The 23,574-nt window shown below is 51.9% G+C and carries 24 protein-coding genes and 2 tRNA genes; 14 read left to right on the forward strand and 12 right to left on the reverse strand.

Annotated features, from left to right (window positions below):
* Positions 1-65: 65 nt before the first annotated feature.
* The 5 genes from ccmA to CRO57_RS14390 all read left to right on the forward strand — a co-directional run bounded on the left by ccmA (position 66) and on the right by CRO57_RS14390 (position 3,487).
* Positions 66-734, forward strand: coding sequence for a heme ABC exporter ATP-binding protein CcmA (gene ccmA / locus CRO57_RS14370; protein WP_097154467.1), 669 nt, complete (start codon positions 66-68; stop codon positions 732-734).
* Positions 735-739: 5 nt separating this feature from the next.
* The gene (gene ccmB / locus CRO57_RS14375; protein WP_097154468.1) at positions 740-1,399 is read left to right on the forward strand and encodes a heme exporter protein CcmB; all 660 of its coding nucleotides are present in this window, start codon (positions 740-742) and stop codon (positions 1,397-1,399) included.
* A 465-nt stretch (positions 1,400-1,864) separates the two neighbouring features.
* Positions 1,865-2,638, forward strand: a complete 774-nt coding sequence (locus CRO57_RS14380) for a heme ABC transporter permease (RefSeq protein ID WP_097154181.1) — start codon at positions 1,865-1,867, stop codon at positions 2,636-2,638.
* Positions 2,639-2,654: 16 nt separating this feature from the next.
* Positions 2,655-2,822, forward strand: coding sequence for a heme exporter protein CcmD (ccmD, locus tag CRO57_RS14385; RefSeq protein WP_097154182.1), 168 nt, complete (start codon positions 2,655-2,657; stop codon positions 2,820-2,822).
* Between the two features lie 50 nt (positions 2,823-2,872).
* Positions 2,873-3,487, forward strand: coding sequence for a DsbE family thiol:disulfide interchange protein (locus CRO57_RS14390; RefSeq protein WP_210200879.1), 615 nt, complete (start codon positions 2,873-2,875; stop codon positions 3,485-3,487).
* A gap of 83 nt (positions 3,488-3,570) precedes the next feature.
* Here the strand turns inward: CRO57_RS14390 and CRO57_RS14395 are convergent, their stop codons facing one another.
* From CRO57_RS14395 to htpG, 5 genes are all read right to left on the reverse strand, one after another.
* The gene (locus CRO57_RS14395; RefSeq protein WP_097154184.1) at positions 3,571-4,221 is read right to left on the reverse strand and encodes a septation protein A; all 651 of its coding nucleotides are present in this window, start codon (positions 4,219-4,221) and stop codon (positions 3,571-3,573) included.
* Positions 4,222-4,252: 31 nt separating this feature from the next.
* Complete coding sequence (gene ftsY, locus CRO57_RS14400) at positions 4,253-5,578, reverse strand: signal recognition particle-docking protein FtsY (protein ID WP_097154185.1); 1,326 nt, start codon at positions 5,576-5,578, stop codon at positions 4,253-4,255.
* A gap of 34 nt (positions 5,579-5,612) precedes the next feature.
* On the reverse strand, positions 5,613-6,872 hold the full coding sequence (mtaB, locus tag CRO57_RS14405) for a tRNA (N(6)-L-threonylcarbamoyladenosine(37)-C(2))-methylthiotransferase MtaB (RefSeq protein WP_097154186.1): 1,260 nt from the start codon (positions 6,870-6,872) through the stop codon (positions 5,613-5,615).
* The gene (dapF, locus tag CRO57_RS14410) at positions 6,869-7,789 is read right to left on the reverse strand and encodes a diaminopimelate epimerase (RefSeq protein ID WP_097154187.1); all 921 of its coding nucleotides are present in this window, start codon (positions 7,787-7,789) and stop codon (positions 6,869-6,871) included. Before dapF ends, mtaB begins: the two co-directional genes overlap by 4 nt.
* 221 nt (positions 7,790-8,010) lie before the next feature.
* The gene (gene htpG, locus CRO57_RS14415; protein ID WP_097154188.1) at positions 8,011-9,930 is read right to left on the reverse strand and encodes a molecular chaperone HtpG; all 1,920 of its coding nucleotides are present in this window, start codon (positions 9,928-9,930) and stop codon (positions 8,011-8,013) included.
* A gap of 547 nt (positions 9,931-10,477) precedes the next feature.
* Between htpG and CRO57_RS14420 the strand changes: the two genes are divergently transcribed.
* Positions 10,478-10,786, forward strand: coding sequence for a DUF2794 domain-containing protein (locus tag CRO57_RS14420; RefSeq protein WP_244580119.1), 309 nt, complete (start codon positions 10,478-10,480; stop codon positions 10,784-10,786).
* 78 nt (positions 10,787-10,864) lie between these two features.
* Here the strand turns inward: CRO57_RS14420 and CRO57_RS14425 are convergent, their stop codons facing one another.
* The 3 genes from CRO57_RS14425 to CRO57_RS14435 form a co-directional block, all read right to left on the reverse strand.
* Complete coding sequence (locus CRO57_RS14425; protein WP_210200880.1) at positions 10,865-11,617, reverse strand: Bax inhibitor-1/YccA family protein; 753 nt, start codon at positions 11,615-11,617, stop codon at positions 10,865-10,867.
* 282 nt (positions 11,618-11,899) lie between these two features.
* Positions 11,900-14,416 carry an ABC transporter permease gene (locus tag CRO57_RS14430; RefSeq protein WP_244580120.1) on the reverse strand — a complete coding sequence of 839 codons (2,517 nt, stop codon included), beginning with the start codon at positions 14,414-14,416 and terminating at the stop codon, positions 11,900-11,902.
* Positions 14,417-14,555: 139 nt separating this feature from the next.
* The gene (locus CRO57_RS14435; RefSeq protein WP_097154470.1) at positions 14,556-15,278 is read right to left on the reverse strand and encodes an ABC transporter ATP-binding protein; all 723 of its coding nucleotides are present in this window, start codon (positions 15,276-15,278) and stop codon (positions 14,556-14,558) included.
* A 232-nt stretch (positions 15,279-15,510) separates the two neighbouring features.
* Between CRO57_RS14435 and CRO57_RS14440 the strand changes: the two genes are divergently transcribed.
* The 3 genes from CRO57_RS14440 to thpR all read left to right on the forward strand — a co-directional run bounded on the left by CRO57_RS14440 (position 15,511) and on the right by thpR (position 18,077).
* Entirely contained in the window at positions 15,511-16,200 is a 690-nt protein-coding gene (locus tag CRO57_RS14440) for an arylesterase (protein WP_425291284.1), read from the forward strand.
* Between the two features lie 73 nt (positions 16,201-16,273).
* Positions 16,274-17,326 (forward strand): aldo/keto reductase, encoded by a 1,053-nt coding sequence (locus tag CRO57_RS14445; RefSeq protein WP_097154191.1) that lies wholly within the window; start codon positions 16,274-16,276, stop codon positions 17,324-17,326.
* Positions 17,327-17,543: 217 nt separating this feature from the next.
* Complete coding sequence (thpR, locus tag CRO57_RS14450; RefSeq protein ID WP_097154192.1) at positions 17,544-18,077, forward strand: RNA 2',3'-cyclic phosphodiesterase; 534 nt, start codon at positions 17,544-17,546, stop codon at positions 18,075-18,077.
* A gap of 40 nt (positions 18,078-18,117) precedes the next feature.
* On the opposite strand, the gene CRO57_RS14455 is transcribed toward thpR, so the two are convergent.
* Both CRO57_RS14455 and CRO57_RS14460 read right to left on the reverse strand, forming a co-directional pair.
* Positions 18,118-18,600, reverse strand: a complete 483-nt coding sequence (locus CRO57_RS14455) for a low molecular weight protein-tyrosine-phosphatase (protein WP_097154193.1) — start codon at positions 18,598-18,600, stop codon at positions 18,118-18,120.
* 100 nt (positions 18,601-18,700) lie between these two features.
* Positions 18,701-18,775 (reverse strand) — tRNA-Gly (locus CRO57_RS14460).
* A 255-nt stretch (positions 18,776-19,030) separates the two neighbouring features.
* Here CRO57_RS14460 and CRO57_RS14465 point away from each other — a divergent pair.
* Entirely contained in the window at positions 19,031-19,648 is a 618-nt protein-coding gene (locus CRO57_RS14465) for a LysE family translocator (RefSeq protein ID WP_097154194.1), read from the forward strand.
* Between the two features lie 48 nt (positions 19,649-19,696).
* Here CRO57_RS14465 and CRO57_RS14470 read toward each other — a convergent pair.
* Positions 19,697-19,771, reverse strand: a tRNA-Gly gene (locus CRO57_RS14470).
* Positions 19,772-20,040: 269 nt separating this feature from the next.
* Between CRO57_RS14470 and CRO57_RS14475 the strand changes: the two genes are divergently transcribed.
* From CRO57_RS14475 to CRO57_RS14490, 4 genes are all read left to right on the forward strand, one after another.
* On the forward strand, positions 20,041-20,556 hold the full coding sequence (locus tag CRO57_RS14475; protein WP_097154195.1) for a prolyl-tRNA synthetase associated domain-containing protein: 516 nt from the start codon (positions 20,041-20,043) through the stop codon (positions 20,554-20,556).
* Positions 20,557-20,708: 152 nt separating this feature from the next.
* Positions 20,709-21,704: a thioredoxin gene (trxA, locus tag CRO57_RS14480; RefSeq protein ID WP_097154196.1), complete on the forward strand. Its 996-nt coding sequence runs from the start codon at positions 20,709-20,711 to the stop codon at positions 21,702-21,704.
* A gap of 153 nt (positions 21,705-21,857) precedes the next feature.
* Complete coding sequence (locus tag CRO57_RS14485; protein ID WP_097154197.1) at positions 21,858-22,547, forward strand: LON peptidase substrate-binding domain-containing protein; 690 nt, start codon at positions 21,858-21,860, stop codon at positions 22,545-22,547.
* Between the two features lie 56 nt (positions 22,548-22,603).
* Positions 22,604-22,798, forward strand: a complete 195-nt coding sequence (locus CRO57_RS14490; protein WP_097154198.1) for a Trm112 family protein — start codon at positions 22,604-22,606, stop codon at positions 22,796-22,798.
* A 36-nt stretch (positions 22,799-22,834) separates the two neighbouring features.
* Here CRO57_RS14490 and CRO57_RS14495 read toward each other — a convergent pair whose 3' ends face one another.
* Entirely contained in the window at positions 22,835-23,518 is a 684-nt protein-coding gene (locus tag CRO57_RS14495; RefSeq protein WP_097154199.1) for a hypothetical protein, read from the reverse strand.
* Positions 23,519-23,574 lie beyond the last annotated feature (56 nt).

The following is a 23,574-nucleotide window of genomic DNA, read 5'->3' on the forward strand; positions in this document are numbered from 1 at the left end:
CAAGGCAAAAGCGAGCCAAGCCGCTAAAAACCAGATGACCCAAGCGCCAACCGACAAGGATGACCATGCAATTAATCGTAAATGGCCTGAGCTGCATTCGCGGGGGGCGTCCGGTTTTGGAAAATGTCAGTTTTACGCTGGAACAGGGCAAAGCCCTTGTCGTCACAGGCCCCAATGGCATCGGGAAATCCTCTCTGTTGCGTACGCTTGCAGGTCTTGTTCACGCCAATGCTGGCACGGTTAAGCTGGAAGGTGGCGACGAGGAACTAAGCGTTGGTCAGCAAGCGCATTATTTCGGTCATGCCGATGCCATCAAACCAGCGCTGACCCTGAAAGAAAATCTCGATTTCTGGCAGAGCTTTTATGGCTCCCCTACCCGCACGGCTTATGAAGCTTTGCTGGAAGTGGATCTTGGTGATCTCATCGATATGCCAGCGGCATATCTCTCGGCTGGTCAACGTCGTCGATTGTCCCTATCCCGCTTGCTTGTTTGCCACCGTCCGCTCTGGCTGCTGGATGAGCCAACCTCTGCTCTTGATGCGGCTTCCGAGCGCAAACTCGAAATCCTGATGGCAGAGCATCTGGAAAAAGGCGGCCTCATCATAGCAGCCACTCACGCCCCGCTGGGATTACTCAATCCTGACCGGTTGGAGCTGGGTCGCGAACAAATTGCCGATCCGTTTGCCGATGACGAATTATTTGAGCAGGACCAGCTGCAGGAGAGCCAACAATGAGTGCCATGGGTGCCTTGTTCAAACGCGAAATCCAACTCTCCGTGCGCGTTGGCGGCGGAGCCTTGATGGGCGTTTTGTTCTTTCTCATCGTTGTAACGGTCTTTCCTTTTGCCGTCGGACCGGATCTGAACCTTCTGGCTCGTCTTGGCCCTGCAGTGCTCTGGATCGGCGCACTTCTGGCAACACTTTTGGGGCTGGATCGGCTTTATCAGGCAGATCAGGATGATGGCTCACTCGATCTTTTGCTGCTGACCGATCATCCTCTGGAATTGATCGTCCTGATCAAATGTACGGCGCAATGGGTCGCAACAGGCCTGCCGCTTGTTTTGGCAGCTCCCCTGCTATCGCTTTTTCTCAATTTGGAACCTGTCGGCATTGCGGCAGTCACAGCGACCTTGTTGGTTGGAACTCCTGCGTTGACCCTGATTGGGTCCGTCGGCGCTGCTCTTACCGTAATCCTGCGCCGTGGTGGTTTGCTGCTCTCAATTCTGATTCTGCCGCTGACCATCCCAATCCTGATTTTCGGTGTCAGTGCCTCCGTTGGTGCAGTGACTGAGCCCGCTCCCTTCACCACGCCATTTTACATTCTTTGCGCAATTTCGCTGCTGATGCTGATCATCGGACCGATTGCATCTGCGGCGGCTCTTCGCACTGCTCAAGAATAGCCATATTCGATCAGTATAAATCTTAGTGCCTGATTTTAAGACTCTAACAGAGACTTTTAAGAGCGAATTCATATCCGAAAAGTCTGCAACTTTTCGGGAACGCGCTATAGGCAGAATATCCAGCCCTCTCCCCCTCCCAAACCGCCCACGAGGGTACCATATCGGGTGGTTTGGGAGGGGGAGAGGGCTTGGCTCAGGACTACTCTTAGGCGCATCGCGATCAACCTTACGAAATCGTAATACGCGCTGACTGCGAGACATGATATTGATCAAGGCAGAAATGTCGTGGCAGCCATAAGTTTTGGCATGGGATCGGACCAAGCATAAATCCAAGCCGATCTGACAACCATGTAAGCATGGCCCGTCTGGCAGTGACTGGTGACAGGACCAACTGGAAACAGACCAACGAACCAGACCGGTGGCTTTGCCGCATGATAGGACCATCAAGACAAAAGGTGATCAGGCATGACTGCCACCGCCAAAAAATCTTTCAGCATTTGGGATCTGGCCAATCCGACCCGCTTTCTGTCATTCGCTGACAAACTGATGCCCTGGCTTTTTGGCCTGACAATCATTTCCTTTGCCATTGGCCTATACATGACCTTTTTCGTCGCGCCAGACGATTACCAGCAGGGCGCAACGGTCAAGATCATGTTCATCCATGTGCCTGCCGCCTGGCTCGCCATGGGCGCCTATACCATGATGGCAATGTCATCCATCGGCACGCTTGTCTGGAAACATCCTCTGGCCGACGTCTCCGCCAAAGCTGCAGCCCCGCTGGGCGCGGTATTCACCTTCTTGTCCCTTGTGACCGGAAGCCTCTGGGGCAAGCCGATGTGGGGCACTTGGTGGGTTTGGGATGCACGCCTCACCTCCATGCTGGTCCTGTTGATCATCTATCTCGGCCTGATCTCTCTGTGGCGCACCATCGAAGATCCAATCCGTGCTGGTAAAGCGGCCGCCATTCTGACCCTCGTTGGCTTCATCATCATCCCGATCATCAAATTCTCGGTTGATTGGTGGTCCACCTTGCATCAGCCAGCAGGCGTCATCACCATGGATGGTTCCAAGGTCCATAGCTCCATTCTCATTCCTCTACTGGTCATGGCTCTCGCTTTCACCGCCATGTTCGTCATGATGCATCTGAAGGTGATGAAAAACGAGATCATGCGCCGTCGTATCCGCACCATGCAGATGCAAGCCGCAAGACGCGCTGCATCTTCCCAGGCTACTAACTAGGAAAAGGAAACAGATCATGCTCGGACCCTATACCGGTTTCATCACTGCTTCCTATGGCGTTGTCATTCTCACCATTGCCATCCTTGTTGTCTGGATCGTGATTGATGGACGCACTCAGAGCAAAGCTCTGGCAGAGCTGGAAGCCCGTGGCGTTACCCGCCGCTCCGCCCGCAAGAAACAATAGATTCAGCAAGCGTTTGAACAATCCATACCGCACGAAAAATGAGCACCCAGATGAGCACAGAGCCAGCTACTACAGACACGACCGACGGCAAGAAGAAAGGCGGGATCAACCTGCTGATCATTCTGCCTCTCGTGATTTTCCTTGGCCTCGCAACCTTGTTCCTGCTGCAAATGGCAAAAGGCGGTGATCCATCACAAATCCCATCTGTCCTGATCAACAAGCCCGCTCCTGACTTTGACCTGCCTGCTTTGGAGGGCTTTGAGGCCAATGGCGCACCAATGCCCGGCTTCAAGACATCCGATCTGATGGGTCAGGTCACTTTGGTCAATATCTGGGGCTCCTGGTGCCCGGCTTGTCGTGACGAACATCCAATGCTGCTGGAGATGAACAAGGACAATCGCTACCGTCTGGTTGGCATTGCCTACAAGGATGAGCCACAGAATGCAGCGCGGTTCCTGAACAATCACGGCAATGCCTTTGATGCCGTGGGTCTGGACCTGAGCGGCCGTACCGGCATTGACTGGGGCGTCTATGGCGCACCGGAAACCTTCATTGTCGATCGCAAGGGTGTCATCCGGTACAAGCATATCGGGCCACTGACCCCGACCAATCTGCGCGACAGCTTCATGCCTATTCTGGAAAAGATCCTCGCAGAAAAAGGCTGATAAAGCTCTTCAATCTTCCTAAAGAAAAAGGCCGTGCCCAGATATGGGACGCGGCCTTTTTCATGGAAGCTATAATCCAAGGATTACTCCCCAGCATTGGGTCCATATTTGTTCAGCAAAGGCATCTGCATGGCACCGAACACCATGGTGATCGGCATCACGCCAAAAACCTTGAAATTGACCCACATGTCAGTTGAGAAGTTCCGCCAAACCACTTCATTGACCACAGCAAGGAAGAAGAAGAAAACGCCCCAACGGAAGGTCAGGATCCGCCAACCCGTGGCGTTAAGCTGGAAAACGCTATCAAATACATAGCCAAGCAAGCTTTTGCCAAACAACAGCCCGACCAGCAGAATAGTCCCGAACAGGGTATTCACGATGGTCGGCTTCATCTTGATGAAAGTATCATCCTGCAAATAGAGCGTCAGGCCACCAAAAACAAAAACCACGAAACCGGAAATCAACGGCATCACAGGCAGTTTGCCGAACTTGATCCGCGAGAGCGTCAGAGAAATGATGGTCGCAACCATGAATGCAGCCGTCGCAATGAAGATGGACTGCATACCCGACAGGAATGGAAACCAATTGGCCAGCGCGTCCCCTTTGGCATTGGCGAAGAAGAAAACAACCAAAGGCCCCAGTTCCAGTGCCATTTTCAGCAGCTGGCCCTCTTCCAGTTGCGGCTCATCAGCCTTCTCTGGTGATTGACCCGTCGGGATGTTTGAATTGCTCATTGTCTACTCCAAAGGCACGAAGCCCGATTACTTATTCTGCAAGGCCTGCGATTGCACGCGCAAAGTCTTCTGACTTGAACGGCTCCAGATCTTCAACACCCTCACCAACGCCGATGAAGTGAACCGGCATTTTATGCTTGGCTGAGATGGCCACAAGGATACCACCACGCGCCGTGCCATCCAGCTTGGTCATGACAAGACCTGTTACGCCGGCAATCTTGGAGAAGATCTCCACCTGATTGAGCGCATTCTGACCGGTTGTTGCATCCAGCACCAAAAGCACACTATGCGGCGCGCTTTCGTCATGCTTCTTGATCACGCGAACGATCTTTTCCAGCTCGGCCATCAATTCGGTGCGGTTCTGCAAACGACCAGCCGTATCGATCATCAGGATATCACGGCCCTGCTCTTTCGCCTCGGTCATCGCATCAAAGGCCAGACCTGCCGCATCCGAGCCAACCTCACGGGCAACCACCGGAGAATTGGTGCGTTGCCCCCAAACTTTCAGCTGGTCAATGGCGGCAGCTCGGAAAGTATCCCCCGCGGCCAGCATTACGGATTTGCCTTCAGCATTGAATTTCTGAGCCAGTTTGCCAATCGTGGTGGTTTTGCCGGCACCATTGACGCCAATCATCAGGATAACATGCGGACTGCCATCGTCTCGGCTGGAGATTTCCAAAGGTTTGGCCACTGGTTCCAGAACCGCATTGACCTCATCAGCCAGAATTTTCTGAACTTCCTCGCCGGACACTTCCTTATTATAGCGCCCGTCAGCCAAACGCTCGGTGATGGTCATGGCCGTCTCGACGCCCAAATCAGCCTGAATGAGGATATCTTCCAGATCTTGAAGGGTGTCATCATCCAGCTTGCGCTTGGTGAAGATGGACGAAATGCTTTCGCCTAGAGCACCAGAGGATCGGGCCAGACCGCGTTTGAGGCGCTCAAACCAGCTTAGTTTTTTTTCAGGCTCAGCTGGCTTTGGCTCTTCAACAACAGGCTCATCTTCGACGACAGCTTCCACAACTTCAGGAGCATCGTCCTCAACACTCTCTTCCACCACCTCGGAAGCTTCAATTGGCTCCTCTGAGGTCTCAACCTCATCAATGGATGGCTCTTCCTCAGAAGTGATGTCATCTTCGATAGGCTCTGGTTCTGAAGGCTCAGCCTGTTCCTCAGCCTCAATTGAGGCCTCTTCTTGGGCAACCTCTTCAACTATCTCAGGTGTTGCCTCGCCTTCTTCAGGCGCAACAACCTCTTCCTCAGCAACTTCTTTTTCTTCAACGGCATCAGGAGCGCTTTCAGCCGCATCTTTGCCAGAGCCAAACAAACGGGAAAACAGGCCAGGCTTCTTGCTCATTCAATGCACTCCTCAAGACACAATAGCAAACTGATCAGGAAATCTGCTCAGCCATCAGATGACGATGGGTTGCGCCCACAATCTTCGCTCTCACAATATCGCCCGGTTCACCATTTGCAATCTCGACGAGCGTGAATTGCTCGGTTCGTCCAAGGCCATTTCGTTCAACCAGAATATCGCATTCCCGGCCGATCTGACTTTGCAAATGACGATTGAGCGCCACTTCACCAACCTTGCGCAAACGCGCAGCACGATCCTTGATCACCGGTCCCTTCACTTGCGGCATTTTAGCCGCTGGTGTGCCAGGACGGGCAGAATAAGGAAAGACATGCAAATGGGTCAGATCGCATTCCTCGACGATATCAAGGCTCTTTAGGAACATCTCTTCGGTCTCGGTCGGAAAACCGGCAATGATGTCCGCGCCAAAGACCATATCCGGACGAAGCCTGCGCACTTCCTGACAGAAGGCAATGGTGTCGTCGCGCTGATGACGGCGCTTCATGCGCTTCAGCACCATGTTATCACCGGCCTGCAAGGACAGATGCAAATGCGGCATCAAGCGTTCTTCATTGGCGATGCACTCCATCAGATCCGGATCTGCTTCAATGGAGTCGATGGAAGAAATACGAAGACGCTTCAGATCCGGCACATGTTTCAGCACAGATCTGACCAATGTGCCAAACTTTGGTGCGCCCGGCAGATCGGCGCCATACGAGGTGATATCTACCCCGGTCAGCACCACTTCGTTATAGCCATTCTCTACCAGAGCACGGATCTGATCGATGATCGGACCCATGGCAACAGAGCGGCTATTACCGCGGCCATAAGGAATGATGCAGAAGGTGCAGCGATGATCGCAGCCATTTTGAACCTGCACGAAGGCACGGGCGCGGCCTTCCAGCCCTTCAATCAAATGCAGCGCGGTTTCGCGCACGCTCATGATATCGTTGACCTTGACCTTTTCCTCAATGGGAACGCCAAAGCTTGGAACGCTTTTGTAGCTCTCGGCTTTCAGCTTGTCGTCATTGCCAAGAACCAGATCCACTTCGCCCATCTCGGCAAAGGACATGCTTTCAGTCTGCGCCGCACAGCCGGTCACAATGATCTGGGCATCGGGATTATCACGCTTGGCACGGCGGATCTGCTGGCGGGCCTGACGCACTGCCTCATTGGTCACCGCGCAGGTATTGACCAAAATGGCATTCTCAAGCCCGGCTTCCTGAGCCTGCTTTTTCATCACCTCGGATTCATAGCTGTTCAGCCGACATCCAAAGGTTAAAACCTTGATGCTCATAGGGACGATTGCTCCGTGCCCTGATCAGACTTCTGCTGTATCAGGGACATTTTTTGCCAAGACAGATCAGATAGATCGATCTCTCCGGCATATTCCAGTTCAGTCCCCCCGGACATCAGAATGTGATCGTCGGCCTCACGCCATTCGATCACGATATCGCCTCCCGGCAAATGCACCAGTACCTTGCGCTCAGTCAGACGGTTGCGATGCGCTGCCACCGCCGCCGCACAGGCTGCCGTGCCACAAGCTTGCGTCAAACCAACCCCACGCTCCCAGACTTTCAGGGTCAGTTCGCCATCATTGTGAACTTGCGCCAACGAAATATTGGCCCGCTCAGGGAAGATCATATGATTTTCAAGCATGGGTCCGTTGACTTCCAGACCATAGCTTTCAACATCATTCTGCACCCAAAAAATGGCGTGCGGATTGCCGATATTGACGACAGATGGCGTATGCAGGATCGGATCATCAATCGGGCCGATCTGCAGCTCGATGGCGCGAGTATCATCAAACTCTTCAGCCAGCGGAATATCCTGCCAGCCAAACTTCGGCACACCCATATCCACCGTGACCATTTCAAGCGCATCACCGCGATAGGAAATCAGCTTACCGACAACGGTCTCAATGACCGCTTTGTCAGCGCCAAGCTCGGTCATGATCAATCGACCAACGCAACGCGTGGCATTGCCACAAGCTTCGACTTCACCACCATCGGCATTGTGAATGCGCATGAACACATCCCCGCCTGACTGAGGTACTTCCAGCGTAATGAACTGGTCGCATCCAGGCCCGCTCGCATGATCGGAAAGCGCGCGCACTGCATCTGGCCCCAATTGGGGCATGGTCTTTCGGGCATCAATGACGATAAATTCATTGCCCAGACCATTCATTTTCAAAAATTGCAGTTGCTCGCTCATCGGCGCGGGTCACCCTAAATCATGACAACACAAAACTCTCCGGTGCGACAGCCATCACACCAGTCCGCTCTATATGGCGAAAAATGAGTGAAATTTCCACCCCAAAGGCGGGACACAAAGGGCCTAAACGCGCAAAATCATGCCCAAAATAGCAAAAGCCGCGAGAGTTTGACCCTCGCGGCAATTCTAGATCGGCATTCAAGTAGATGAGCCGACCGGGCTTAGCCCATCGCTGACATCATCACTTTGGACAAGCGAGCCGCAAATTCGGCTGGATTGGCAGGCTGTTCCCCATCCAGAATAAGCGCCTGATCAAGAAGCAAACGAGCACCATCGGTGACCTCTGCCTTGTCCGCAGCGCTTGATAGCTGCGATGCCAAAGCCAGGATCAAAGCGTGATCGGGATTGATCTCCAGAACCGGCTTCAAACCCGCCTGCGCACCCTGCTGACCACGCATCAGTTTTTCCATCTGACGATCCGGGCCATATTCCGGGGCAACAATACAAACTGGGCTGGTGGCGAGACGAGAAGAAATGCGAACTTCACTGACATCATCGATCAAAGTCTCTTTCACGAAGGAAACCAGATCGGCTACGGATGTCTTGTCCTTGGCCTTTTCTTCATCAGACTTGTCATCAACGTCCTGGGCAACTTTCTCGATGGCATCAAGATCCGCACCACCCTGTGAGATGGATTTGAAGCTCTTGCCATCAAAGCCAAGGGCGGTCTGAACCCAGAATGCATCCACGGCATCAGCCAGCAGAAGAACTTCGACTTCACGTGCTTCATAGCCTTCCAGATGTGGGCTGGCCAGAATGGCGTCCTTGCTGTCACCAAGCGCATAATAGATGGATGTCTGGTTCTCTTTCAGATCCTCGACATATTGCGCCAGAGTGCGGTTCTCACCTTTGGTGGTGTTGAAACGCACCAGTTTGAAGAGCTGGTCGCGGCGCTCCGGATCTTCATAAAGGCCTTCCTTGATCACCGTACCGAAGGCTTCCCAGATGGAGAGGAACTTCTCTTCATCCTTGCGGGAAAGCTTTTCCAGCTCGGAGAGAACCTTGTTGGTCACACCTTTTTTGATGGCTGTCAGGATCGGATTGTCCTGCAACATCTCACGAGAGATGTTGAGCGGGATATCTTCGCTATCGACCACACCACGCACGAAGCGCAAATAAGCTGGTACCAATTCGGCATCATCGGTGATGAAGACGCGGCGCACATACAGTTTCATGCGGCCCTTGCGGGATGGATCGAACAGATCGAACGGCTTGTGATCAGGAATGAAGGCCAGAACATTATATTCGGTACGACCTTCAGCACGGTAATGGATGGTCACGGCCGGATCATCAAACTGGCCGGAGCTATATTGATAGAATTCCTTATATTGCTCTTCCGTGATCTCGCTCTTGGACTTGGTCCAAAGCGCAGTACCATCGGTCAGCTTTTCTTCGTCAATCGCATCCGCTTCTTCATTCTTGGTCAGCATGCGAATGGGAACAGGCACGTGAGAGCTGTAATCACGCACGATCCGGCGAATGGTCACAGCATCGGCGAAGGTCTTTTCATCATCTTTCAGATGCATCACAATCTTGGTGCCACGTGGCAGGGCTTCCTCTTCGCTGGCAACGCTCAGCTCATAAGCCCCTTCGCCGTTGGAAGACCATTTCCAGGCCTCAGCTTCACCAGCACGACGAGAGATCACATCCACACGATCTGCCACCATGAAAGCAGAATAGAAACCGATACCGAACTGCCCGATCAGAGCAGAGCCATCGCCCTCTTCCTTGGCCAACTGATCCAGAAATGCACGGGTGCCGGACTTTGCAATGGTGCCAAGATTTTCGATCAACTCGGCCTTGCTCATGCCGATACCATTATCAAGCACGCTCAAGGTGCCGTCAGCACCGTCAGCGCTCAAGGTGATCTGGAAAGTCGGGTCATCCTTGACCAGATCGGAGTTGGTCAGAGATTCATGACGCAGCTTCTCACATGCATCGGCAGCGTTGGAAACCAGTTCGCGAAGGAAAATTTCCTTGTTGGAGTAAACGGCATGCACCATCAGATGCAATAGACGGGAGACTTCCGCTTCAAACGAATGGGTCTCGGAACCGCCTTTGATATCGGCTTGATCAGACATAACACTCAGCCCTTGTTTGCAAAATATTTTCTGGGGCTGATCTAGCAATCCGTGCCCATGCTTTCAAGGGGCATTCTCCCAAAGAAAGCAGGACAAAAAAAAGGGATGCCACGAAGACATCCCTTAAGGAGCTGTTGGGATGTTGACACGCAAAAACAGGATCGGTCTGAATGGGCTCTTAAGGGGGGCAGAGGCAAGACACCCATTCAATTGATTTTCAAGCATGATGATTGAAAATCATGACCGATTACCACGAGGCAACATGATAGATATTGGGCGTAGGCCATGGCTTTCCAAGGGCCGAAATAAGGCCATTTCAAGGTAAATTTATGTCCAAGGTCTATTCACTCGCCTTATTGGACACTTCCCTTCACTTTAACGCGCGAGTTACACCAAGTCGGATCTTCCTTGCCAAATCAGCCATTTCCGGCGATCATAAGATGAGAAAAGGAGGTGGCGCTTGCTAGACAATCCCCCAGATCACTACCAAGAGCAGCGGAAAGAAGGCTCTGACAAGGTAACAAACTTTCTACCCGGAAAACCTTTTATCCCGACGCAGATATCCTTTAATCGGACGGAATTGATGACCATTCTCAATATTTACGGCCGCATGGTGGCCGCAGGAGAATGGCGGGACTATGCCATCGATAGTCTCAAGGAGAAGGCAGTTTTCTCCATCTTTCGCCGCACCAGCGAAATGCCTCTCTATCGTATCGAAAAAAATCCCAAACTGGCCCGCAAGCAAGGAGCCTATGCTCTTGTCTCTCAGCAAGGACAGATCCTGAAGCGCGGACAAGACCTGTCTCCCATCATCAAGCTGCTGAACCAGAAGCTGCTCAAGCTGGTCGAGAAATAATAGTTCTAAAAAGATATCAGATACAAAAAACCCGGCATCCAGAAAATGCCGGGTTTTCATTTGAAAAAGGCTCAAGCCCTATTCGCGGTTGCCAAACAAGCTCAGCAGCATCAGGAACAGGTTCAGGAAGTCCATATACAGGCTCAGAGCGCCCATGATGGCTTTCTTGCCGGCAACTGCGGTGCTGTCGCTCAGCAGGTACATTTCCTTGATCTTCTGAGTGTCATATGCGGTCAGACCAGCAAAGACCAGAACACCAATTACGGAAATGGCAAAACCAAGCGCGCTGGACGCCAGGAAGATATTGACGATGGACGCGATGATGATGCCGATCAGACCCATCATCAGGAAAGAGCCCATACCGGTCAGGCTACGCTTGGTGGTGTAACCATAGAGGCTGAGACCGGCGAAAGAAGCTGCAGTGATGAAGAAGACCTGTGTGATGCTCTGTGCGGTATAAACGGCAAAGATCGAAGCCAGAGATACACCCATGATGGCTGCGAATCCCCAGAAGGTCATCTGTGCGGTAGACACGCTCATTGCATTGATACGGGCAGACAGGAAGAAAACCATGCCCAATGGAGCCAGCATGATCACCCATTTCAATGGAGAACCGAACAGAGTTGCGCCAAGCTGAGTATAAGCAAGACCAGCGCCGGTATCGACAAATGCCAGCTTGAAGAAGGCAAAAGCAACAACACCGGTTACGCCAAGCGCAATCGCCATATAGTTATAGACCTTGAGCATATGCGCACGAAGGCCCTGATCAATGGCCGCCATTTCTGCAGCACGGCCACCCATCTGAGTGGTCTGACGGAAATCGTGTGACATGGTTTCTCCTCACAAATCCAAAATCTCGAAGTTGGCGAAGCTTCCTCGCACCCACCAACCAAGACCTCAAAACATCTATTTGTCTTGATGTCTTATTAAACACTAACCAGCAAAGCTGGTCCAAAACATACTTGTCCCACTATATGGGTAGGAAGTGGGTCAAGCTCAAGTCTTTTCTGTCATCTCGTTCGATATTTTGCTTTTTGGCGGACTATGCTTAAGAAAACATGGATTTCTGATATCTTTTCATTCAACCGATGATCCATGTTTTCCAATCACACTCTACCCAGCACGCAATATACGCGCAGGTTTCGCGGACAAGCTCTTTAATGTTCCAGCCAAGCCAAGGGAAATGGTCACAATAACCGCAATAAGCACCGTCAGAAACGCGACCAGTGGCTGGGATGTGAACGGCAATTCCATTACATTATCCAACACCAGATAAGCGGCACCATTGCCAATCAGAAGCGCAAAACCGGCGGTCACCAGACCCAGAAGCGCATATTCCAGACTATAGGCTGCAAGAACCTGTACTCGGCTGGCACCCAGGGTTTTCAGAATCACAGCATCATAAATGCGCTCCCGCTGACCCGCTGCCAAAGCACCGGCCAAGACCAGAATGGACGCAATCACTGCCAAGGATGATGCGGCTCGCATCCCCCAGGCCAGCTGACGCACCAGATCATTGACCCGATCCAGTGCATCTCCGACCCGAACAGACGTCACAGTCGGGAAATCAGCGCTGGTTGATTTCAGGATTGAGGCTTCCTGATCTGCAACATCACCCTTGCCATCCAGCGTCAAGGTCGCAAGGAATGCATGCGGGGCACCCGCGAAGGTATTTGGGCTGAACACCATGATGAAATTGATGCCCATGCTTTCCCATTCAATCCGGCGCAAGTTGGCAATTTCAACCTTGATCGTGCGACCAAGAACGCTCACTTCCAGTTCATCGCCGATTGAAAGGCCAAGTTCACGCGCCTCTTCTTCAGCGAACGAGACCAGAGGTTTGCCTTTATAATCAGCATCCCACCATTCCCCTTCTACAAGCGTCGAATTTTCAGGTGGAGTTGCGGAATAGGTAACACCGCGATCCCCGCGCAGCACCCATCTTGCTCCTTCAGGTGGCTCATATTCAGAGGCCGGAATGCCTTTCAAAGAGACCACGCGGCCACGAAGCATGGGAACCTTTTGAACCTCACCACTAGGCGCAAGTTTAGTCAGATGATCTTCAAAGCCATCAATGGAATTGCTCTGAATATTGATAAAGAAGAAGTTCGGAGCCTTTTCCTGCAAATTGCCGGTCAATTGCTGCTGCAAATTCATGTCGATCATGACCAGCGTCACCAGCAGGCTAAGGCCAAGCCCCAACGAGAGCGAAACTGATGGCGTCAGCGCACCGGGGCGATGCAAATTGCTGATTGCAAGCCGCGGAATAACCTGGCGGATACGAGGCACACGACGAGCAATTGACATGATCATCCAGGCAATCAAGCGAAGGCTGACAAAGACAACAGCCATACCAGCCAAGAAAATAGCAGCCACTTGCGTGACTTGTGCGGTCACCAGAACAAGCGCGATCAAAAGGCCAGCAATCACGGCCAGCAAAGCCCAATCCTGCCAATTGCTCTTATAGCTTTGCGGAGCAACCTGATCACGGAACAGGGCGGTCGCCGGAATGGAACGCGCTCGCAGCAAAGGCCACATGGAAAAGAGCCAAGCGGTCAGCAAACCAAAAGTCGCTGCTTTCAAAAGCTCGAACGGGAAAACAGATTGCGAGGCAATCGGCAGATTATCCGGCAAGGCCAGAGCCAAACCAAACGGCACCAGCATCGCAAAGAACAAACCAATGAGAATAGCAATCAAGGCAATCAGCGTGATCTGAACCAGATAGATCAGCACGACCAAACGCCCCGGCGCCCCAAGGCATTTATAGCTGGCGATGGTTGTTTGACGGGATGCCACAAAGGCTCGAACCGCATTGGCAATCCCCACCCCACCGGTAATCAGCGAAGCAAGACCCACCAAAACCAGAAAAGCTGCAAAGCGTTCGATATTGCGTGACAGACCTTCTGCGGCATTGCCACGAGACTGGATCCGCCATCCCGCATCAGGAAAAGCTTCTTTCAAGTCAGCTTCTATCTGCTGCAATCGGGCTTGCGAATTATCGCCATCAAGCTTCAGCCGCGTCGTATAGCGTACGATGGATCCGGGCTGAACCAGCTCGGTTTTCTCCAAAGTCTCCAGATTCATCAACACCCGCGGCCCAAAGCCAACGCCTGTTGCCAAAGCATCAGGCTCGGACCTGATATTGCCAGCAATTGTCAGGGTTGAGGTGCCAATGGTAATCTGATCACCAACGGACAAACCAAATCGATCCAGCAGCAATGGTGCAACCAAAACACCGCCATCAGAACCTTCTGCACCAGCAAACAAGGCCTTTACATCAGCGGCTTGATCGGGCTTGGTGGCAACTCTCACATCACCAACGGTCGGGTAGAGATCATCGACCGCCTTGACCTCGACAAGAAGCTGGTCAGATCCATCCACCTTGCGCGCCATGGCGCGAAGGGATGCAATCTCACTAACCTGACCATATTGCGCCAGAAAGGATCTCTCCTCTTCCGCAATCGGACGATGAGACAAGGTAAGCGCCAAATCACCACCTAGAATTGCTCGGCCACGCTCGGCCAAACCACCGGTCAGGGCTTTGGACGCAGACCCAACGCCGCCAATGGCAGCAACACCAAGAGCGATACAGGCAAGAAAGATATAAAAGCCCGCAAGCCCGCCGCGCATTTCACGGCGAGCGAAGCGAAAAGCAAGTTTGAGCTGAGAGAACCAACCATCCTTGGCAAGTTCAGTCGAGATTGCCCTATTGCTTGGCACAGGACCGGCAGTCAATTCACCTTGAGAAGAAAGCGCAGACTGATCCATCTTACGCCTCCTTGTCCAGCTCGACGAGCTGACCCTTGCGCAGGCGCACCACATGGGCGCAACGATCTGCCAATTTTGGATCATGGGTCACCAGCATCAAGGTCATGCCGCGACGCTTTTGAATATCAAACATCAGATCGGCAATTTCCCTTCCAGTCTCGGTATCCAGATTGCCCGTTGGTTCGTCGGCAATCAGAATGGAAGGACGAGGAGCAAGGGCGCGGGCAATGGCAACGCGCTGCTGCTCACCACCTGACATTTCTGCCGGATAATGATGCAAACGATGGCCAAGGCCTACGGCAGTCAGTTCTTCTTCCGCTCGAGAGAAAGCATCATCTCGACCAGCCAATTCCAAAGGAATGGCCACATTCTCCAATGCCGTCATGGTTGGCACCAGATGGAAACTCTGGAAAATGATGCCAATATGACGACCACGAAAACGGGCCAGCTCATCCTCTCCCATGATGGACATATCGGCCTTTTCAACCAGAACCTGCCCCTTATCAGCCTGTTCAAGTCCTGCCATCACCATCAAAAGAGTGGATTTACCCGAACCACTGGGCCCCACAAGACCAACGCTGTCACCTCTGGTGATCTCAAGATCGATCCCGCGCAAGATATCAACCCTTGAGCGACCATGCCCGAGGCTCAGCTCCACGTCATGCAGTGAAATGATGGGAAGAATGCTTTTGTCATCCTGTCCGACATCTCCCTCGCCTGACATCTTGTCAAGAACAGAGCTCGTTTCCATATGATCAGAAGAAGTATGCAGGCCAGACATTATGAGACAGTCCCTGTTTGCCACCGGGGTTTCGTTAAGGTAACGCTTGATATGGGGCTGGTGTTCCATATGTAAAGTCGCAGTTACACTTTGATACAAACTGACCAAACAGATCAGAACTGAGAACTCTATACTAAACTTGAGCCTAAGCTTTCATCATATCATGGAAAGAGTTATGCAGCAGCCAAACCAGCCCATCCGATCAGCCACGGCAAAAACCACTTCCCTGAAATCTCATATGATACTCATGGCCAGCACCCTCTTCCTTTTGCTTTGCCTGTTCGCATTGCCAGCAAAGGCTCAGGCACCTGTCTCAATCATCACCTTCGGCGATAGTCTCTCTGCAGGGTATCAATTGCCTCAAGGCCATGGTTTCTCTGACCAATTGCAGAAGAAACTCGATGAGATGGGTCTCAAAACCCACGTCACGAATGCAGCCGTCTCGGGCGATACCACCGCTACCGGTCTTTCCCGCCTTGATTGGTCCATCCCCGATGGAACTGATCTGGTCATCCTGGAACTGGGTGCCAATGATGCTCTGCAGGGCCTTCCACTGGATCAGACAAAAGCCAATCTGATGGCCATGATTGAACGCCTGAAAGAGCGCAAGATTTCGGTTCTGCTGGCTGGCATGCAGGCTCCACCCAATATGGGCAAACCTTATGTCGATGTCTTCAATGCCATCTATCCGGACCTGGCCAAGCAATATCAGCTGCCCTTCTATCCTTTCTTTCTGGATGGTGTAGCCGCCATACCTGAATTGAACCTGAAGGATGGTATTCATCCGAACAAGGACGGTGTTGCCATCATCACCAATAAAATTGCCCCTCTGGTTGCCCAACTCGTCAAAGACATGCAATCTTAAGGTTCACATCCCGCTTTTCATTTGCTGATCCCAGCTAATATTTCCCGCTTCATCAGGAAAGATCGATCATTCCATGGAATTGAGACAACTCGGCCGTACCGACCTCAAGGTCTCCTCTCTGTGCCTTGGCACCATGACCTTTGGCGAACAGAATACTCAGAAAGAAGGTTATCTGCAGATGGATTACGCCCTCGATCAGGGCATCAACTTCTTCGACACTGCAGAGCTTTACGCCATTCCGCCAAAACCGGAAACCCGTGGCCGTACTGAGGAGATCATCGGCAACTGGATGCAAGCACGTAAAAGCCGCGACGATGTCATCATTGCCACAAAGGTAACCGGCCGCTCCGGTATGAATTGGTTTCGAGAAGATGGCTCCCTGACCCAAGTGAACCGGGCTCAAATCATGGAAGCCATCGATGGCAGCTTGAAACGCCTGAAAACCGACTATATCGACCTCTACCAGATCCATTGGCCAGATCGCACGGTAAGCCAGTTTGGCGCCAATCCAGTCATTTTCCGTCACAAGGAACCGGCCGCCGAAGAAAACGCAATTGGTGAAATTCTGCATGTCATGCAAGAGCTCGTCGATGCTGGCAAAATCCGCCATCTCGGCCTCTCCAATGAAAGCACATGGGGCACCATGCGCTTCTTGCAGGAATCAGAGAAAGGCAATGGCCCTCGTGTGGTTTCAATTCAAAATGCCTATAGCCTGCTCAATCGCACCTATGAAGTGAATATGGCCGAAATGTCCATGCGCGAAGATGTCGGTCTGCTGGCCTATTCTGCCTTGGCTCAAGGCTTTTTGACGGGCAAATATCTGGACGGAGCAACCCCTCCCGGCGCCCGCAAGACATTGTTCAAGCGGCAAGAGCGTTACACAACACCGGGTGCTGATGCGGCTATCCGTGGCTACCTGAAAGTGGCCAGGGATTTTAACTGGGACATTTCCCAACTCTGCATCGCCTTTGCCACAACACGTTCATTTACCACTTCCACCATTTTGGGAGCGACCAATCTGGACCAGCTGAAAGCCGACATCGCAGCCCATGATATGGGCATTGATGAAGAATTGGAAAAGGCAATCGACGCAGTGCATTTCTTGCACACAAACCCTTGTCCGTAACGACAAGATCGCACCAGATTACTAGAATATTGCCAAAGCCCTGACCGTAAAACAGTCGGGGCTTTTTCATTTTTCACCCCATCGTCACAAATTTTGAGGTAAGCTGAAATGGCATCGTGCTGACGTGATTCGCATATTCTGGTCAAGGACTTGGCCTACCATGCCACAGGTTGCCAATCCGACCATTCATGCTTGAAGACAAGCCAGGGAGGACGCTATGCCACGACTTTTTGCCGGAATTGAAATTCCCCCCACCATAACCACCAGACTGTCCCTGCAAAAAGGCGGCCTTTTTGGCGCACGCTGGATTGATGAGGCCAATTATCATATCACGTTGCGCTTCATGGGAGATGTCAGCCATACCATGGCCGATGAGATCGTCTTCCATCTAAGTCAGATCCGTCTGCCGGAATTCGAGATCTTGCTGAAGGGCTTCGGCGCCTTTGGAACAAAAAAACCTCATTCGGTATTCGCCGCCGTTGGCGCAAACGAAGATCTGGTTCAGCTTCAAGGCGAGGTAGATCGGCGCATGCAGGCCCTTGGTTTCAAACCGGACCGCCATAGTTTCACACCCCATGTAACATTGGCACGCCTGAAAAATGCGGAACCCATCGATGTCGCCAATTATCTGCAGATGCGTGACAGCTTTGAGACTGAACGTTTCCACGTGCCACGCTTCGTGCTCTATTCCTCGCGTGACAGCATTGGCGGCGGCCCCTATGCCATAGAGGATTCATTCGATCTGCTTTAGAAATGGATGAATTTGTACCAATCGATTGTACTCGGAACTTCTAAGTCCGGTCTTGGCCATGCTTGGCCAAAAGCACGTCACTGGCCCGATTGATCATCTGATAAACATCCTCAAAGCCCCGATCTCCGCCATAATAGGGATCGGGCACATCCTGTTCGCCATCTTCACAATAACTCCGATAGAGCGCCAGCTGAGCAATGCCATCCTCCGGCTGCATGGCCCGAAGATCGGACAGATTACTGGCATCCATCGCAAGGATCAGATCGAAGCGATGGAAATCCTCGACGATTACCTGCCGTGCTCGCAAATCACTTAAATCCACCCCATGTACTGCACCAACGGAGACAGAACGGCGATCTGCCGGATTGCCTATATGCCATGCCCCGGTCCCGGCTGAATCGAGGAAAAATCCATCCACCAGTCCGGCCCGTCCCACCTTGTGACGCATCACACCTTCTGCCAAAGGCGAACGGCAGATATTTCCAAGACAGACAAACAATATGGAAAAAGAATGCGATGGCATGAGGGCCTCCAAATGGGATCAAATCAATCCAAGCATAAAAATCCACGATGCTTTGGGCAACGAAAAAGGCCGTATCATGTTTGATACGGCCTTTTCGAACTGGAGCGGGCGATGGGATTCGAACCCACGACCCCAACCTTGGCAAGGTTGTGCTCTACCCCTGAGCTACACCCGCGAAACTCTATTTGGCATCAAGCCTCAAGCGATTTGTCTCGCGCTCATCAGCGTATCCAGAGCGCTGTTGATGGAGGCCTATATGAACGACCTCGCAAACAATTGCAACTGGCTTGGATGACTTTTTTCACACTTTGTCTATGATGGCGAACAGTTTGTGAATTAAGGGGAAAACCAAGCCATTTGCCCATATTCCGCAAGCAGGATAGAGTTCATCTGTCATGAATTAGCAAGATCCCTGTGGGAGGAGCATCACATGGACATCAGCTCGGCATTAGCCCTGATCAGCGCAACTCTTGTTCTTGTCGCCATTCCGGGGCCCAATGTCGCTTTGTTCATTGCCAACACCCTTGCTTATGGTGCCCGCTATGGTGCGGCCACTGTGGTCGGCACCACCCTTGGTATGACATTGCAACTGGCTTTGGTTACGCTTGGCTTTGCCCTCATTCTGCAATTGGCAGCCGACGCCTTCATCTGGTTGAAATGGGCAGGTGTTCTGTATCTTGTCTATCTGGGCATCAAGACTTGGCAACAGGGAATCAATGAGATTGAAAACCCGAACGTAAAGAAGAAGTCTCCTTTTGACCTCTTCTGGCAAGGCTTCATTCTCGCCATCGTCAATCCCAAAACCATGATCTTTTGCGCGGCCTTCCTGCCACAATTCATCGATCCAACCAATCAATCAAGCAGTGCCCTGATAATCCCATCGCTCATCTATATAAGCGTTCTGTTCTTTGGAGATATGATCTGGGTGGCTATGGCCCATTCTGCACGCCCGGCCATTCATCGTCTTGGTCGCTTGCGGCACAAGCTTTCCGGCGGGCTCTTTTTCCTCTCCGGACTCGGCCTTGCCATCACTCAGACAGAAAAATAGATGGAAAAAGCAAAAGGGCCGTATCAACAAAGATACGACCCTTCAAACTGGAGCGGGCGATGGGATTCGAACCCACGACCCCAACCTTGGCAAGGTTGTGCTCTACCCCTGAGCTACACCCGCGAAACTTGTCTCGCGTTCGATGAGGCTCCATGTCTCTCATCGACGGGGGCCTATATGGACGACCTCTTACGCAATTGCAACAAAGAAATTACATTTTTTATCATTTTCTCACACCCCTGTCGGTTTTTCACATCTTAAAGCCGAACCAAAGTTCGAATATCTGTCAGAAAGCAGGCACAAGTCCCCATGCAGGCACAGCAAAGCTTGCAGCGAGGGGCAAAGCTTCCTAGGCTCTGGCCAACTTCAAGACACGACAATGGATATACACCATGGCCCCGTCCGAACCTGTAACACGCCAACAGCTTCTGGATTTTTTGCAGAAACTGGAAATCGAGACCAAAACCCATGATCACGAGGCAGTCTTTACCGTTGCCGAGAGCCACAAGATCAAGGAAAACCTGCCTGGTGGACATACCAAGAACCTGTTTCTAAAAGACAAAAAGGGCAATATTGGTCTGGTTGTCTGTCTCAATGACACCGAAGTGGATTTGAAAAGCTTTCACAAAAAGACTGATTTTGGTCGTGTGAGCTTTGGCAACGCTGATCTGCTCTGGGAGTTGCTGGGCGTCAAACCAGGGTCCGTCACCCCTTTTGCCCTGATCAACGACAAGGACCATCAAAAAGTTCGACTGTTTCTGGATGCGAACATGATGGAGCAGGATCTTTTGAACTATCATCCGCTGGAAAACACGGCCACGACTGCCATCACAAAAGTCGACTTGCTGAAATTCTTTTCTGCCACAGGTCATGAGCCAACCATAGTGAAGCTGGAAAAAGAGGATTGACCAACCCCCTCTCCTCTCCCATATAGGCAGGTAACAAGCCACATTCGCCCCTTTTTGGGGATAGATTGGCAACAAGCAATTTGATAGATCGGTCTTAAAAGGGTGCAGCTTTTTTCAGCGCACCCAAGCCGACAAGAAAGGGTCAGATAACCATGAGCAACTCCTCTTACGGATTTGGTGGTGGAATGTCCGCAAATATCTCCACCTCGCAGCCAACAGCACAGCCGCAAAACGGTCTGGGTACTGCTCCTGCCCCTGCTGCCAAAGCTCCGACGGGTCCACTTATCAAGGACACTTCCACACAGGAGTTTGTGAAGGATGTGATCGAAACCTCCAAGGAAACCACTGTGTTGGTGGATTTCTGGGCACCATGGTGTGGCCCATGCAAGCAATTGATGCCTTTGCTTGAAAAAGCCGTCAATGATGCCAATGGCCGGGTCAAGATGGTCAAACTCAATATCGACGATCATCCGGCCATTCCCGGACAGATGGGCATTCAATCCGTACCGGCAGTTCTTGCTTTCAAGGATGGCCGCCCGGTCGACGGTTTCATGGGTGCCCAGCCTGAGAGCCAGATCCGTGCTTTCATCGACAAGGTTGGTGGTGAAGCTACTCCAGACCCACTCGAGCAGGCAATCGAGCAGGCGACAACGTTGCTCGAAGAAGAAAATGATGCAGCACAAGCCCTACAGATCTTCGGAGCCATTTTGCAGCAGTCTCCAGATCACGTGCCTGCCATTGTCGGTCTGGCCAAATGCTTCCTGGCGTTGGAAGAGATCGAACGCGCCCGTGACGTCTTTGATACCCTTCCAGAAGAAGCCATGAAGGAAAAAGATGTGGTTGCACTGAAAGCCAGCCTGGAACTGGCAGAACAAAGCGCAGATCTTGGCGAAATTGGAGAACTGGAAGCCAAATTGGCTGAAAATCCAGACGACAATCAGGCTCAGTTTGATCTGGCCATTGCTCTGAATGGCAAAAACAAACGCAATGAAGCTGTTGATCAACTGATCGCCATCATCAAACGCGACCGCGACTGGGAAGAAGATGGTGCCCGCAAACAGTTGCTGCAATTCTTTGAAAGCTGGGGCGTGATGGATCCTGCCAGTGTCTATGGACGCCGTCAGCTGTCCTCCATCCTGTTCTCCTGATCTAAATTGGTTTGTCACCAGTACCAAGTAAGAAGGGACTGGTGACACCAAATTGTGAAAGCCCAGACATCGTTTCCTGGTCATTTCTTCCTTATATTGAAAGGAAGAGACTGAGGATGGGCTGTCACGAACCAAATTGGAAAGGAGACCGTCATGGCACAAGCTGGCAATGTTTTCTACGATAGCCCGCGCGACATTCCGGCGGTTATCCCAATCTTCCCGCTGGAAGAAGCATTATTACTACCGCGCACCCAGATGCCCCTCAATATCTTTGAGGAACGCTATCTGGCCATGATCGATCATGCCATGCGCAATGATCGCATAATCGGCATCATTCAACCCCATTCGGAGCAAGAACAGGATCAAGACGAGGAACCGGCTTTCTCTACCCTCTATCCCGTTGGTTGTCTGGGCCGCGTTTCAGCTTATGGCGAGACCGGAGATGGACGAATATTGATCACGCTGACAGGAATTTCCCGTTTCCGCCTGATACAGGAAATAGAAACCAGTGATCCTTATCGTATGGCGGAGATCGATTGTGAGGATTTCACCGAGGATCTGATCGAAGGATTCGGCGAAGAAGCTGTGGAACGCAAAGAACTTCTGGATGTTTTCCGTTCATTTCTGGAAGCCAACGATCTGGAGGCAGACTGGGACAGCGTGGACAAATCCTCCAATGAGATTCTGGTCAATTCCCTCTCCATGATGAGCCCCTATGGAATTGCGGAAAAGCAGGCACTTTTGGAAGCAGATAGCCTCGCCCTGCGTGCGCAAACCCTGATTGCCATCACCGAGATGCATCTGGCAACTGACAGCGACGCCCCCTCGACAATTTTACAATGATATCTTAGCTTGAACCGCAAAGACCGGCCCCTCTTCAATGCGAAGGACGCAATTCGATGGCTGACACAACCAAGACCGGACAGATCGATCCCAAATTACTGGAAATTCTTGTCTGTCCCTTGACCAAATCCACACTGGAATATGATGCAGACAAGCAGGAGCTGGTCAGCAGGAAAGCCAAGCTCGCCTATCCAATCCGTGAAGGCGTTCCTATCATGCTGCCGGAAGAAGCAAGGCAGCTGGAAGACTAGGACACCTGTTCGGGAAATTCCTGTCCACGAGACACACTACCCCACAAAAGCATGCATATGATAGGCAGCGTGGTCCGGCTCATAGAGATTGTGCGGGCCAATGGGGCAAGCTTTGCGGGCCACGCATCCTGACCAGCATTCAGCTTTCGGGTTTTCGGAAAGATAGGATCGGCAGGCCATGTAATCATAGCTCTTGCCATCAAAGGCTTTGACCGGACAGATGGACAGACAAGGTTGGGAAGCGCAGCTCTCGCAAGGATGGCTAAATGTCTCGGCGGGCCAATTGAGATGCTCCCGAAAAAGCAGAGCTGCCCGATGGGCATGGAAGACACCATATTTTGCGTGAATGCCCATACCGAGCGGTGACTTGAAAATCTCGCCCGTACGTATGGCCCAACTCACAAATGGGTGCCATGGAGGACCGGAAAACGGAAAGACGACATCAGCCCCCAAAGCCCTCGCGATTGGTGCAAGAGACAATTGCGTCCAATGATCCATGGCGTCCGGATCAGTGCTGTGATCAGCCTCATACCAGCTTTTGAAGGCTCGCCAATTGGACGAGGCAACATTGCCCACCATCACAAGTGTTGAAGGTTCCGAGACAGTCATGTCAAAAATCTCGTCCCCCACTTGCACATGAAAGCCTCCGAGGCGCATCAGTCCCAAAGGACAGAGCAATGTGTCCAGATTTTGCAATTGAGGAGAGAGAATTGGCTGCATAAGCTACCTCGATCAACTCGTAGTTTCCTGATCTAGCACGATAATAGCAAAAAGAA

Source organism: Cohaesibacter gelatinilyticus, assembly GCF_900215605.1.
Lineage (GTDB): Bacteria > Pseudomonadota > Alphaproteobacteria > Rhizobiales > Cohaesibacteraceae > Cohaesibacter > Cohaesibacter gelatinilyticus.

What these genes read in the sequence shown, in the direction of transcription:
- ccmA (WP_097154467.1), top strand. Translation starts at nt 66, where the DNA reads ATGCAATTAATCGTAAATGGCCTGAGCTGCATTCGCGGGGGGCGTCCG.
- ccmB (WP_097154468.1), top strand. Translation starts at nt 740, where the DNA reads ATGGGTGCCTTGTTCAAACGCGAAATCCAACTCTCCGTGCGCGTTGGC.
- CRO57_RS14380 (WP_097154181.1), top strand. Translation starts at nt 1,865, where the DNA reads ATGACTGCCACCGCCAAAAAATCTTTCAGCATTTGGGATCTGGCCAAT.
- ccmD (WP_097154182.1), top strand. Translation starts at nt 2,655, where the DNA reads ATGCTCGGACCCTATACCGGTTTCATCACTGCTTCCTATGGCGTTGTC.
- CRO57_RS14390 (WP_210200879.1), top strand. Translation starts at nt 2,873, where the DNA reads ATGAGCACAGAGCCAGCTACTACAGACACGACCGACGGCAAGAAGAAA.
- CRO57_RS14395 (WP_097154184.1), bottom strand. Translation starts at nt 4,221, where the DNA reads ATGAGCAATTCAAACATCCCGACGGGTCAATCACCAGAGAAGGCTGAT.
- ftsY (WP_097154185.1), bottom strand. Translation starts at nt 5,578, where the DNA reads ATGAGCAAGAAGCCTGGCCTGTTTTCCCGTTTGTTTGGCTCTGGCAAA.
- mtaB (WP_097154186.1), bottom strand. Translation starts at nt 6,872, where the DNA reads ATGAGCATCAAGGTTTTAACCTTTGGATGTCGGCTGAACAGCTATGAA.
- dapF (WP_097154187.1), bottom strand. Translation starts at nt 7,789, where the DNA reads ATGAGCGAGCAACTGCAATTTTTGAAAATGAATGGTCTGGGCAATGAA.
- htpG (WP_097154188.1), bottom strand. Translation starts at nt 9,930, where the DNA reads ATGTCTGATCAAGCCGATATCAAAGGCGGTTCCGAGACCCATTCGTTT.
- CRO57_RS14425 (WP_210200880.1), bottom strand. Translation starts at nt 11,617, where the DNA reads ATGTCACACGATTTCCGTCAGACCACTCAGATGGGTGGCCGTGCTGCA.
- CRO57_RS14430 (WP_244580120.1), bottom strand. Translation starts at nt 14,416, where the DNA reads ATGCGCGGCGGGCTTGCGGGCTTTTATATCTTTCTTGCCTGTATCGCT.
- CRO57_RS14435 (WP_097154470.1), bottom strand. Translation starts at nt 15,278, where the DNA reads ATGTCAGGCGAGGGAGATGTCGGACAGGATGACAAAAGCATTCTTCCC.
- CRO57_RS14440 (WP_425291284.1), top strand. Translation starts at nt 15,511, where the DNA reads ATGCAGCAGCCAAACCAGCCCATCCGATCAGCCACGGCAAAAACCACT.
- CRO57_RS14445 (WP_097154191.1), top strand. Translation starts at nt 16,274, where the DNA reads ATGGAATTGAGACAACTCGGCCGTACCGACCTCAAGGTCTCCTCTCTG.
- thpR (WP_097154192.1), top strand. Translation starts at nt 17,544, where the DNA reads ATGCCACGACTTTTTGCCGGAATTGAAATTCCCCCCACCATAACCACC.
- CRO57_RS14455 (WP_097154193.1), bottom strand. Translation starts at nt 18,600, where the DNA reads ATGCCATCGCATTCTTTTTCCATATTGTTTGTCTGTCTTGGAAATATC.
- CRO57_RS14465 (WP_097154194.1), top strand. Translation starts at nt 19,031, where the DNA reads ATGGACATCAGCTCGGCATTAGCCCTGATCAGCGCAACTCTTGTTCTT.
- CRO57_RS14475 (WP_097154195.1), top strand. Translation starts at nt 20,041, where the DNA reads ATGGCCCCGTCCGAACCTGTAACACGCCAACAGCTTCTGGATTTTTTG.
- trxA (WP_097154196.1), top strand. Translation starts at nt 20,709, where the DNA reads ATGAGCAACTCCTCTTACGGATTTGGTGGTGGAATGTCCGCAAATATC.
- CRO57_RS14485 (WP_097154197.1), top strand. Translation starts at nt 21,858, where the DNA reads ATGGCACAAGCTGGCAATGTTTTCTACGATAGCCCGCGCGACATTCCG.
- CRO57_RS14490 (WP_097154198.1), top strand. Translation starts at nt 22,604, where the DNA reads ATGGCTGACACAACCAAGACCGGACAGATCGATCCCAAATTACTGGAA.
- CRO57_RS14495 (WP_097154199.1), bottom strand. Translation starts at nt 23,518, where the DNA reads ATGCAGCCAATTCTCTCTCCTCAATTGCAAAATCTGGACACATTGCTC.